Origin of the sequence: Paenibacillus lactis (assembly GCF_017873605.1) — a bacterium.
Taxonomy (GTDB): Bacteria; Bacillota; Bacilli; order Paenibacillales; family Paenibacillaceae; genus Paenibacillus_AQ; species Paenibacillus_AQ lactis.
In genome coordinates, this window is record NZ_JAGGKI010000012.1 from 98,423 (window position 1) to 111,093 (window position 12,671).

The 12,671-nt window shown below is 57.9% G+C and carries 6 protein-coding genes; 5 read left to right on the plus strand and 1 reads right to left on the minus strand.

The features are described from left to right. Window position 1 precedes the first annotated feature (1 nt). Both mtaB and J2Z18_RS20685 read left to right on the plus strand, forming a co-directional pair. A complete protein-coding gene (gene mtaB / locus J2Z18_RS20680; protein WP_144866985.1) occupies window positions 2–1,345 on the plus strand; it encodes a tRNA (N(6)-L-threonylcarbamoyladenosine(37)-C(2))-methylthiotransferase MtaB in 1,344 nt (447 codons plus the stop codon). Window positions 1,346–1,431: 86 nt separating this feature from the next. After that, window positions 1,432–1,887 (plus strand): NUDIX hydrolase, encoded by a 456-nt coding sequence (locus tag J2Z18_RS20685; RefSeq protein WP_007129397.1) that lies wholly within the window; start codon window positions 1,432–1,434, stop codon window positions 1,885–1,887. Here the strand turns inward: J2Z18_RS20685 and J2Z18_RS20690 are convergent. Beyond that, window positions 1,877–2,851 (minus strand): Na/Pi cotransporter family protein, encoded by a 975-nt coding sequence (locus tag J2Z18_RS20690; RefSeq protein ID WP_028404336.1) that lies wholly within the window; start codon window positions 2,849–2,851, stop codon window positions 1,877–1,879. The genes J2Z18_RS20685 and J2Z18_RS20690 overlap by 11 nt on opposite strands. Before the next feature lie 119 nt (window positions 2,852–2,970). On the opposite strand from J2Z18_RS20690, the gene J2Z18_RS20695 reads away from it, so the two are divergent. The 3 genes from J2Z18_RS20695 (at window position 2,971) to addA (ending at window position 12,444) form a co-directional block, all read left to right on the plus strand. Next, complete coding sequence (locus J2Z18_RS20695) at window positions 2,971–4,344, plus strand: class I SAM-dependent rRNA methyltransferase (RefSeq protein ID WP_210095254.1); 1,374 nt, start codon at window positions 2,971–2,973, stop codon at window positions 4,342–4,344. Window positions 4,345–4,739: 395 nt separating this feature from the next. Next, the gene (gene addB / locus J2Z18_RS20700) at window positions 4,740–8,258 is read left to right on the plus strand and encodes a helicase-exonuclease AddAB subunit AddB (RefSeq protein ID WP_210095255.1); all 3,519 of its coding nucleotides are present in this window, start codon (window positions 4,740–4,742) and stop codon (window positions 8,256–8,258) included. Beyond that, the gene (addA, locus tag J2Z18_RS20705) at window positions 8,248–12,444 is read left to right on the plus strand and encodes a helicase-exonuclease AddAB subunit AddA (RefSeq protein WP_245256108.1); all 4,197 of its coding nucleotides are present in this window, start codon (window positions 8,248–8,250) and stop codon (window positions 12,442–12,444) included. The genes addB and addA overlap by 11 nt, the downstream gene beginning before the upstream one ends. Window positions 12,445–12,671 lie beyond the last annotated feature (227 nt).

A 12,671-nucleotide genomic window follows, 5' to 3' on the forward strand; every position in this document is an offset into this window, starting at 1 on the left:
TATGCCATCCGTAGCGTTTTATACGTTGGGTTGCAAAGTCAATTTTTACGATACCGAAGCCATTTGGCAATACTTTAAAAACGAAGGCTACGAGCAGGTGGATTTCGAACAAACCGCTGACGTTTATTTGATTAACACCTGCCATGTTACGAATACCGGGGATAAGAAGAGCCGGCAAATGATCCGGCGTGCGGTTCGCCGCAATCCCGAGGCGATTGTTGCCGTAACGGGCTGTTATGCCCAAACCTCGCCCGCTGAAATTCTGGATATTCCGGGCGTGGATCTTGTCATCGGCAACCAGGACCGTGACAAAATTATGGATTTCATTCATGATATCGAAAAAACGCGCCAGCCGATCAATGCCGTGCGCAATATTATGAAGACGAGAGTATTTGAAGAAATGGACGTGCCGGATTTTGCCGAGCGTACGCGTGCATTTCTGAAGATTCAGGACGGGTGCAACAACTTCTGCACATTCTGCATTATCCCTTGGTCCCGCGGGCTTTCCCGCAGCCGTGATCCGAAGAGCATTATCAAGCAGGCGCACCAGCTGGTGGATGCAGGCTACAAGGAGATTGTCCTGACAGGAATTCATACTGGCGGATACGGCGACGATCTGGAGAATTACCGGTTGTCCGACCTGCTCTGGGATCTGGACCGGGTGGACGGCCTGGAACGCATCCGGATCAGCTCGATTGAAGCGAGCCAGATTGATGACAAGATGCTGGATGTGCTGAACCGTTCCAGCAAAATGTGCCGGCACCTGCATATTCCGCTTCAGGCGGGCGATGATACGGTGCTGAAGCGCATGCGCCGCAAATACACGACAGAAGAATTCTATAACAAGATGGGACTGATCCGTCAGGCGATGCCGGATGTCGGCATTACGACCGACGTCATTGTCGGCTTCCCTGGTGAAACCGATGAGATGTTCCGTAACGGATACGACCTGATGAAGGCGATCCAGTTCTCGGAAATGCATGTGTTCCCATATTCCAAGCGAACGGGCACGCCGGCAGCGCGGATGGAGGATCAGGTGGACGAAGAGGTGAAGAACGCCCGCGTACACGATCTGATCGACCTTTCGGAGCAGCTGCAGCTTGCTTATGCCGAGCGTTTCGTCGGCCAGGTGCTTGAAGTGATTCCTGAACGCGAGTACAAAGGCGCGCCAAATGGCGGTAAAATGCAGGGATACAGCGACAACTACTTGCAGCTTGTATTTGATGGAACGCCTGACCTCGAAGGGAAAATGTGCCGCGTGAAGCTGACGAAGGCCGGCGTGAACGAATGCGAGGGCGAGCTTGTCAGCGTCATGGAGAGCGAGCTTAAGGCTGCCGCCCAATAATTCCAATAGCCGCTATATCAGACAAGGATTTCATTTCCAGCTATCGGGAAGTGGAATCCTTGTTGTACATGAAGGAGGAAAGGGACATGGCACGAACGAAATTTTCTGCAGGCGGCGTCGTGTACCGTTATCATGCGGGAGCGCTGCAAATCCAGCTCATTTTGGATCGCTACGGGAAACATTCGCTTCCCAAAGGCAAGATGGAAGCCGGCGAAACGATCGAAGAGACCGCTCTCCGTGAAATCAGAGAGGAGACGGGAATTGTCGGCTCCATTACCTCCCCAGTGGACATTATCGCTTATAAATATCATCATCCCGTATATGGACAAGTCAATAAAGAGGTTCATTATTATCTGGTTAAGGCGGAAGGCGGCAGCCTCAAGCCGCAAATCGAGGAAATCAACGGAGTCGATTGGTATGAACCGCTTGCCGCGTGGAGGAAACAGCGCAGCAACGGGTATAACAATAATGATATTATCCTGCGCAAGGCGCTGAAGCTGCTGAACGTTCCTATTCCACCGGAGGAGGATATCACGTTTTAGATTGCCGCCTGGTCCAGAACGGCAGGTAGCATAAAGGCAGTGCAAGAAGCGAGCTGAGGACGTTGAATAAGGTCTGGGCATGCGCGATTTGTCCGGCAGGGTCCACCGCAAGCCAGCCGGAAACGGCGGTCAGCCAGCCGATGAACGGCGCGAACAGAAGCGCCCCGCCGATATTCAGCCCCATATGGGACCATGCGACAAAACGGCCGGCGGGCGTGCTGCCCATTGCAGCGATTAAAGCGGTGACGCAGGTGCCGACATTGGCGCCGAGCACGATGGCAACGCCGATCTCAGGCGGAAGCGAGCCGCCGACGGCCAGACCCATCGCCATTGCGATTACAGCCGCGCTGCTGTGCATGAGCGCAGACAGAATAGCGCCGGCAAGAATACCCCAAAAAACGCTGCGCGAGGCATGGTCAAGAAACCATTGAAACAGGCCCAGCTCCTGCAGGGTAGGCCCGATGGATTGCATGAATTGGATACCGAGCAGCACCAGCGCAAAGCCGGTCACGGCAAGGCATAAATATTGGCCCCGGACAAGCGACATCTGCAATTTATCATGGCCGGAAGGAACGCGCTGGCTGAACAGCACAGCCCCTACCCATAGCATGAGCGACAGCACGAGCAGCGGCATGGCGGCCCGTCCGATTTGAAGGCTGATGAGCTCGGTTGTCACCGTCGTCCCGATATTGGTGCCGAGTATGATCCCGAGGGTTCCGGCGTAGCTTAATAATCCGGCATTCGCAAATCCGATCGCAAGCACCGTAACCGCCGTGCTGCTCTGAAGGAGAGCCGTGACGGCTGTGCTGGCAGCCATGCCTTTAACGGGCGTAGAGGTCGCGATGCGAAGCCACTTGTGCAGCAGCGGCCCGGCCCAGCGTGAAAGCGCGGCTTCCATCACCTTCATGCCGAACAGGAACAGAACGAGGCCGTAGCAGATGGGAAACCAGAGTGAGGATAGCATGCGATTCTCCTTTTTTTCGAATTGGGGATCGAGGTTTTTGTTAATACGTATATGACCCCGGGCGGACATGCATGCCAATGAATTGCCGCCAGGGATATCACATAAGGAGTGAACTACTAGTGCCATCGGTTATTTTGGAGCGCAGTCGAAAGAAAAGATTGGAGCAGGGACATCCCTGGGTATACAAGAGTGAGATTGCCTCCGTCACGGGCGATCCTGCCCCGGGCGATTTGGTTTCGGTGCTGAATCATCAGGAGCGGTTTTTGGCGGCCGGCTATTATAACCCGCAATCGCAAATTACGGTGCGGATCGTGTCGCATCAGCCGATCGAACGGATGGACGAGGATTTCTTCGCCGCCCGGTTTGAGGAATGCAAAAGACACAGGGAACGGTTTATCGAGGGCGAGAATGCCTACCGTCTCGTTTATGGCGAAGCCGACTTTCTCCCTGGGCTGATCGTTGACCGCTTTGCGGACGTGCTGGTCGTGCAGCTGTTAACCTTGGGCATGGACAAGCGCCGCGACCAGATCGTCGGCGCGCTTGTCCGGGTCATGCAGCCGAGAGGAATTTATGAGCGCAGCGATGTGTCCGTCCGCGAGCTTGAGGGGCTGGAGCAGCGCAAGGGTCCGCTGTATGGAGACTGTCCCCGTCACGTCGTCGTTACGGAGAACGGGCTGTCGATCAAGGTGGATACCTGGGAAGGGCAGAAGACCGGCTATTTCTTCGACCAGCGTGAAAACCGGGCTTCGATCAAGCCGCTGATGACCGGCTGGGGCATTCGCAGCGGCATTTCGCTTCAAACGATCGAGGAGAACGGAGAGACCAAGACCGTGCCGGTTAACAAGAGCGGGAAGGCGGTCAGCTTCCCGTATTGGGACGGCGCGACGGTGCTGGAGTGCTTTTCCCATACCGGGAGCTTCACCCTTCATGCCTGTAAGTATGGCGCCAAGAAAGTGACCTGCCTGGATATCTCGGAGCATGCGATTGAGAGCGCGAGGGAAAACGTCGAGCTCAACGGGTTCCAGGACCGGGTGGAATTCGTGGTGGATGACGCCTTCCAATACCTGCGCAATCAGGTAAAGGGAGTCGAGGAGCGGCAGCAGCGCGCCCAGGCGGACCAGAAGGTGGACACGTCCAAGCCGCTAACGGCAGGTGGGGGACGGACCTTTGATGTGGTTATTCTCGATCCGCCGGCCTTTGCCAAAACGAAATCAGCGGTCAAGGGAGCCTGCCGGGGTTATAAGGACATTAACCTGCACGGCATGAAGCTGGTTAACGAGGGCGGTTATCTGGTGACGGCAAGCTGCTCGTATCATATGCGTCCGGATCTGTTCCTGGAGACGATCCAGGAAGCGGCCAGGGATGCCGGCAAGGTGCTGCGGCTGGTGGAGTGGCGCGCCGCGGGCAAGGATCATCCGCAAATTCTGGGCGTCGATGAGGGACACTATCTGAAATTTGCGGTATTTGAAGTGCGGAGCAAGACGAATCTGTAGGTGATCTTGACATAGAGGAACCGGGGCCTGTTTTAGCGCAGTGAGGAGCTGTGCTGGAACAGGCTCTTTTGTCGTTGCCGTCTCCACTGGGAATACAATCCAAACGTATGTTCCTTCCGCCGCCGCTTATGCTATACTATTAATCAGCATCCTGGTGATAGATTCGCAAATTGCGAGGCGATGAACTGAAAACGAAAGGATGCAAGGTAAGGGGAAAAGAGTCTGTAAAAACCGGATTACATCATTCCCAATAAGACTGGAAACTCCAACAAATGTATACGAAATTTCAATAGATAGCAGGCGCGGATTCTCATGATGGAAGGCAGATTCATAGAACCATAGGAATTCCCCTGCATGTAAACTGTCGGAAAAGGCGAAGGAGGCTTGAGGCGAAGATGAGGATGCAATTTATAATCGGCCGGTCGGGCAGCGGAAAAAGCACGGCCATTCGTGAAGAGATGAGCCGGAGGCTGGAGGAATCGCCCCAGGGCAACCCGATGATATTGATCGTTCCCGAACAGGGATCGTTCGAGGCGGAGCATGCGCTGGTGAACACAGGAGGCATCAAGGGCATATTTAGGGCCCAGGTGCTCAGCCTGCGCCGCTTGGCTTACCGGGTCATGCAGGAGACCGGCGGAGCAGCCAAGGTGGCGATCAGCGAGGAAGGCAAGCGGATGCTGCTGTACAAAATCCTTCGCCGCCGCAAGGAGGAGCTGGAGCTATTCGGCCCTTCGGGCGAGCAGCTCGGTTTTGTCGGCAAGCTCAGCGAGCTGTATACCGAAATGAAGCGGTATTGCATCGACGCCGCTTGCGTGGAGGAACAGCTTGAGCTGCTGACTTCCCATACAGGGGGGCCTCCGATGCTTCAGCGTAAGCTGAAGGAAATCGCCCTTATCTTTCGGGATTACGAGCTGGAAATATCGAGACTCTATATGGACGAGGAGGACACGCTTGCGACGCTGGCCGAAAGCATTGCGGATTCGGACTATATTCGCCATGCGGATATTTGGATCGACGGCTTCCACGGCTTCACTCCCCAGGAATATCGAGTCATCCGCGAGCTGCTGGCCCATGCAAGACAGGTGACGATTGCGCTTACCTTGGACAAGCCTTATCCAACAGGGGGCATTCCCCATGAGCTGGACCTGTTCCATCCTACGGCTAGCACGTACATAAAGCTAAAAGGGATCGCGGACGAGCTGGGCGCGGATACCGAGCACCGCATGCTTGCGCCGGAAGTCCCTCCCCGTTTCAGTGAACGACCGGTGCTGGCCCATCTGGAGCGCGGCTATGACAGGAGAATGCGCTGGCGGGGAGAGGCGGGCACGCAAGCGGATGGCTTGCGGCTCTATGCAGCCGCCAATCGCCGCGCCGAAATCGAGGGAGCGATCCGGGAGATGCTCCGCCTGGCGCAGGAAGAAGGGGCCCGGTACCGGGATATGGCGGTATTCGTCCGCAACCTGGGCGATTATGAGCATCTGATCGGCCCGTTGTTCCGGGAGTATGGCATTCCGTATTTCCTTGATCAGAAACGGAGCGAGCTTCACCATCCGGTGGTGGAGTTTGTCCGCTCGGCTTTGGATGTCAGCTTGCGCCGCTGGCGGTACGAGGACGTCTTCCGCTGCGTCAAGACCGATCTTTTGCTCCCGCTTGACGGTTCATTGTCCCGGGAAGATATGGACCGCCTCGAGAATCACGTGCTGGCTTCAGGCATTCAGGGCTCCCGCTGGACGGATGGCCGCCCATGGAAGGGTGCGCCCAGCCTCTCGCTGGAGGAAGGGGAAACGAAAGCCCGCGGTACGGAAGAGCTGCAGCGTATTGAATATGCCAGGGCTGCCGTTGCGTCAGTCCTGCATCCATTTGAGAAGCGTCTGAAGAAGGCGGCAACCGCCCGCGAGCAATGTACGGCCGTCTTCCGCTTGTTGGAGGAAGCGGATGTGCCGGAGAAGCTGGAGCTTCTGAGCAGAGCGGCGCTTGAGGCCGGCCGTCCCGAAGAGGCGAGGGAGCACCGCCAGGTATGGGGGGCTGTGCTGGGACTGCTGGATCAGATCGTGGAGATGATGGGGGATGAAAAGCTCAGCACCGAGCTGTTCGCCGGTATATTGGATACCGGGCTCACGGAATTGAAGATGGCCCTCGTCCCGCCGTCGCTGGATCAGGTGCTGATCGGCAGCATGGATCGGACGCGGACGGGTGGCGTTAAATATGCGTTTTTGCTCGGGGTGAACGACGGAGTGCTCCCGGCGCAGTTTGAGGATGACGGGATATTGACGGAACAGGAGCGCAGCGGCCTGGCGGAGCGCGGATTGGAGCTTGCCCCGACCATATCGAGGAGGCTTCTGGACGAACGCTTCCTGATCTATAATGCTTTGACTACGGCCAGCATGCAGCTGTGGGTCAGCTATCCCGCCGCGGACGATGAGGGCAAGACGCTGCTCCCATCCGAGGTGATCCGCCATTTGAAGCTGATGTTTCAGATCGGCGAGGGGCCGCTCGCATCTCGGCCGCATGCCGGGCAATCCCCTGAGGAGCAGGCGGGATACGTGACCCGGCCCGGGAAGACGATCGCTTATTTGACCAGCCGGCTGCGGGATTGGCGAAACGGAGAGGAGCTCCCAGACCTCTGGTGGCATGCTTATAATTGGTTCGCCGGCCAGCCGGAATGGAAGACGCGGCTCGGCGTAATGCTGTCCTCTTTAACCTATCGCAATGAAGGGCGAAATCTGACGGAGAAGACAAGCCGGCGCCTGTACGGCGTAAGGCTTGCGACAAGCGTATCCCGGATGGAACGCTTCGTTGCGTGCCCGTTTTCGCATTTTGCGTCCCACGGATTGAAGCTGCGGGAACGGCAGCTTTACCGTCTGCAAGCTCCGGACATCGGCCAGCTGTTCCATGCAGCTTTAAGCCAGATGGCGGTGAAGTTTCAATCGGAGCATCGAAGCTGGGGCGACCTGACGGCCGAGGAGTGTTTGCGCGAAGCGGAACAGACCGTGGACCGGCTGGCTCCGATGCTTCAGGGCGAAATTTTGCTGAGCTCCAAACGCTACGGCTACATCTCGCGAAAGCTGAAGAATATTGTCGGCCGAGCTTCTGTCATTCTGGGCGAGCAGGCGCGCCGCGGCAAGTTCGAGCCGGTCGGCCTTGAGCTTGATTTCGGTCCCGGCAAGCCGCTGCCTCCCCTTACCTTTGAGCTGGATAACGGGGTGAAAATGGAGGTCGTAGGACGGATTGACCGGGTCGACATGGCCCGGGGCGAGCATGGCGTCATGCTTCGGGTGATTGACTACAAATCGAGCCAGAAGGATCTCCGTCTGCACGAGGTGTACTACGGACTATCCTTGCAGATGCTGACTTATCTGGACGTGCTGTTGACCTATGCGGAGCTGTGGATCGGGGAACAGGCGCTGCCGGCAGGCACGCTGTATTTCCACGTCCATGATCCGGTGCTGCAGTCGGCTAACGGCATGACGCCGGAGGCGGCAGCGGAGGAGCTGCTGAAGCGGTATAAGATGAAGGGGCTGCTGCTTGCAGACCGCGAAGCGGTATCCCTCATGGACTCTTATTTGGAAAAGGGTCATTCCGCGATTCTTCCGGTTGCCGTGAAGGCGGACGGCAGCTTCTACAGCAGCGCGGCCGTCGCAACCCCAGAACAGTGGGAGACGCTGTTAGCCGCGGTTCGCCGCAACATGACGACCATCGGTTCGCGAATTACCGGGGGAGATGTGGCGATCGAGCCGTACCGGATCCAGCAGGAAACAGCATGCACATACTGCGCCTATCGGCCGGTGTGCCAATTCGACGATACGATTGAGGGCAGTCAATATCAGCTGCTCGGCAAGCCGGGACGGGATCAAGTATGGGATCTGCTCGGACAAATGAAAGGAGAGGAAGCCGGTGGCAAACATGATGGCTAAGCCAGAGGGCAGCATGTGGAGCGACGATCAATGGAAAGCCATTGCGCGCTCCGGCGACGATATTCTGGTCGCGGCAGCGGCAGGCTCAGGCAAAACGGCGGTGCTCGTCGAACGGATCATTCGCAAAATCCTGGACGAGTCGTCGGGATTCAGCGTGGATCGCCTGCTTGTCGCGACCTTCACCAAAGCCGCCGCGGCTGAAATGCGGCAGCGGATCAGAGAGGCGCTGGAACGGGAGCTGGACCTGGATCCCGAGAATGAGCACATTCGGCGCCAGCTGGCTTTGCTCGGCAGGGCGTCCATCACGACCCTGCACTCCTTCTGTATGGAGGTCATCCGCCGATATTACCAGTTGATTCCGCTCGACCCCGGCTTCCGGATTTTGAATGAGCATGAAGCCGATCTGATGCGTCAGGAGCTGCTGGAGGAGCTGTTCGAAGAAAAGTACGGGGAATCGGAAGGTGAGCCCGGAAGCAACTTCATGCGGCTGGCCGACTGGTTCAGCGGCGAACGGACGGATGATGCGCTGTACCGGCTTGTTCAGCGGCTTTACGATTTTTCACGGAGCCATCCGTGGCCGGAGCGCTGGCTGCGGGATACGGCCGCCAGCTTCGAGGCGAAGGATACGGAACAGCTGGGCCGGACGCCGTGGGTGCACAGCATCCTGGCGGATGCCCGGCTCGCGTTAAGCGGAGCAGCCGGGCTGCTGGAGCAAGCGCGGGCGATTGCGCTTCAGCCGGGCGGACCGGCGGCGTACGCCGACAATTTGGAGGAAGACGCGGCGCTTGTCGGCTCCCTGCTTGAGGCGGTTCAACACTCTCCGTGGGAATCGCTGTACGAAACTTTCCGCGACGCCTCCTTCGGCAAGCTGAAATCGATCCGCAAGGCCGAGATCATTCCCGAGCTCCAGGAGCAGGTCAAGGAGCTGAGAGAGCAAGCGAAGAAAACCGTCAATGAGCTAAAGGGCGCCTTATTCGGCCGGCCGGCACGCGAATTTCTGCGGGAGCTCCAAACGGCCGCGCCGCTGATGAAGGAGCTTGCCGAGACGGTCATTCTCTTTGGCGAACGCTACCGCGAAGCGAAAGCGGCCAAAGGCATGGTCGATTTTAATGATCTGGAGCACTACTGCCTTCATATCTTGCGGCATCCCGATTCCGAACCGGGCCGCATGCTGCCTTCGGATGCTGCAATGGAATACAGGCAGCAATTCGACGAGGTGCTCCTGGACGAATACCAGGATACCAACAGCGTGCAGGAGGACATCGTCCGCCTCATTTCCCGCGAAGCGCCAGGGAACCGGTTTATGGTCGGCGACGTCAAGCAGAGCATTTACCGTTTCCGCCTCGCGGAGCCGGGACTGTTCCTGGATAAATACAAAAGCTACGGCGCAGGCGATGCCGGCGAGGAAACAAGCCTCGCGGGAATCCGGATCGATCTGGCCCGCAACTTCCGCAGCCGCATGGAGGTCGTGGATGCCGTGAACATGCTGTTCAGGCAGATCATGAACGAGTCCGTGGCTGAGATCGCCTATGATTCGCGGGCCGAGCTTGTTTGCGGCGCCTCGTTTCCGGAACAGGAAGGCGAGGGCGGCAGCCCTTATAAACCGGAGCTGCTGCTGATTGACCGAAGCGGAAGCAGCGCCGATCCGGAGAGCGGGGAGTCGGCTGATGACGACGAAAGCGCAGGTCTTGAGCTTGAGGCCGCCGAGATGGAGACGGCCCAGCTTGAAGCAAGGGCGATCATCGGCAGAATCCGCCAGATGATCGGGGAAACCGGCAAGCCGCTCATGATTTATGATAAATCGCTCAAATCGATGCGTCCGGTGGAGTATGGCGATATGGTCATCCTGCTTCGCTCGGCCATGATCTGGGCGCCTTTAATGATGGAAGAGCTCCGCCTGGCGGGCATTCCCGCCGTCGGAGAGCAGAATAAAGGATATTTTCAGGCAACGGAAGTCGAGATCATGCTCTCGCTGCTTGCGGTCATCGATAACCCCAGGCAGGACATCCCGCTCGCTTCCGTGCTGCGCTCGCCGCTGGTCGGATTGACCGAGGAGGAGCTGGCCCAGGTCCGCCTCTGCGCCAAAGGAACTTATTATGACGCGCTGAAGGCTGCCTGCGCGGTCCGCAGAACACCGTCCGCAGCGGCATCCCCGGCATCGGGGCTGGTGGACGGCGCATGGAGCCTGGGAGAGGAGCTGGAGGGGCTGGCCGAGGCGGCTGCCGGACATGAGCTCGTGACCGGGGTAAGCGCCCTAAATGCATCCGCTGATCCAGAAGCCGTGGCTGACATTTCTCCGGAGCTCGGCCTTAAGCTGGACCTGTTCATGGGACGGCTGCAGCGCTGGCGGGAGGAGGCTCGTCAGGGCGGGCTAAGCGACCTCATCTGGCGTATATACAGCGAGACAGGGTATTTGGACTGGATTTCCGGCCTTCCCGGAGGCAAGCAGCGCCAGGGGAATTTAACGGCATTGTATGACCGGGCGGTTCGGTATGAGCAGGATACCTCCTCGAGGGGATTGTTCCGCTTTCTGACCTTTATCTCCCGTCTGCGGGAGCGAGGCTGCGATCTGGGGGCAGCGAGCTCGGCAGAGAGTCATGGCAATGCGGTACGGCTGATGACGATCCATAAGAGCAAGGGACTGGAGTTCCCGGTCGTGTTCGTTGCCGGGGTGTCCAAAAATTTCAATCAGCAGGATTTGAACGCGCCTTTTCTGATGCACAAGGAGCTGGGCTTTGGTCCGAAATTCGTGGACGAAGACATGCGGGTCACCTATCCGACCCTGCCGAATCTGGCGATCCGACGCCGATCCCAGCTGGAGCTGCTGGCCGAAGAGATGCGGGTGCTGTATGTGGCCCTTACCCGTCCGAAGGAGAAAATGATTCTGGTCGGCACGGTGAAGGATTTGTCGAAACGGGCAGGGGCTTGGGCCCAGGCCGACAGCCATCCGGAGCTCCTGCTGCCCGACTACTTGCTGGCTAGAGGCCGGAGCTACTTGGATTGGATCGGTCCGGCGGTCATCCGCCACCCGTCCGCAGGCCAGCTTCGCGAGCTTGCAGGTTTGCCGGTGAACAGCGAAGGCGCTGCTCTGTCGAAGGATCCATCCGATTGGATCTTCGCCGTCGAGACGCCGGAGTCATTGCTGGAGCCGCCGGGCATCGTGATCGATGAAGAGGGGGATCGCGGACAGGAGCGTTTTGAACGGATGAAGGCCGTGCAGCGGCTTGAGCCGGTGCCGATCGAGGAGGCTGATGCAGATTCAGGCGGCAAAGATGCAGAAAGCCGGGAAGCCGTTAATCGAAAGCTGTCTTGGGTCTACCCTTATGAAGCCGTGAGCGGTATCTCGGCGAAGACGTCCGTCACGGAGATGAAAAAGCTGCTGGCGATGCAGGAAGAGCCGTCGCTCGACTTGGTTGAGGAGCGGGCGGTTAGGCGCGGCGCGCAGGAGGGGCTGTTTGCGGGCATTTCAGCGTATTCGCCGGATTCAGACCATAACGGCTATCCATCGGCCGCCTTTACTTTGAACCTTCGCCGCCCGAAATTTATGGAGGCGCAAAAGCTGACCCCTGCCGAACGCGGGACGGTCTATCATACATTGATGCAGCATCTGCCTCTTGGCAATTTCCAAGAAAGAGAGGCCGGAGCTGCGGATGTGGAAGCGCAAGAACCGACCGGCCGACGGCTTCACGAATCCGAAGCTCTGATCGCTGATCTGGTTCAGCGAAAGATTATTACTCCTGAGCAGGCTGCAGCCGTGGAACCATCCGATATCAGCCGCTTGTTTGAAAGCGAGGTGGGGCAGCAGCTGCTGGCAGCCGAGGAGGTATGGCGGGAGATGCCGTTTTCCTATGCGCTGCCTGCTGCGGATGCTTATCAGGGGCTTGCCTTTCTCGAGGAGCTGTCCCCGCAGGGCGCTTCGGACCGGCCGGATGTCCGGCTGCTCCAGGATGAGACGGTGCTGGTTCAAGGGGTCGTCGACTGCATGTTCCGCCGCGAAGGCAGGCTGGTGCTGCTTGATTACAAAACGGACCGGGTGCTGGAGCACCGGGGAGGCCTTCAGGCGCTTGCGGAACAGTACCGTTTTCAATTGGAGCTGTATGCGAAGGCGCTGGAGGATATTTTGGGCGAGCCTGTGCATGAGAAGTGGCTGTACTTTTTTGACGGGGGCCATGCGGTTAGGATATAAACTTTTTGGCGGCTATGCGGTTTCCTGAAATTCAGTCTACACGGCGTCAGCCCTTTCGGATATGGTCATGGTCCATGCACCGGTTGACCGAACGAAAGCGATACTGAGCCATTACTGATTGTTTGTTTTAAAATGTCGAAGGTGCTGGGGCTGCGCCGAGACTTATCTAGCGGTATCGGTCTGCGTATGATCGAGCCGAGCTTTGCACGGTGAAGGAATTATTTATT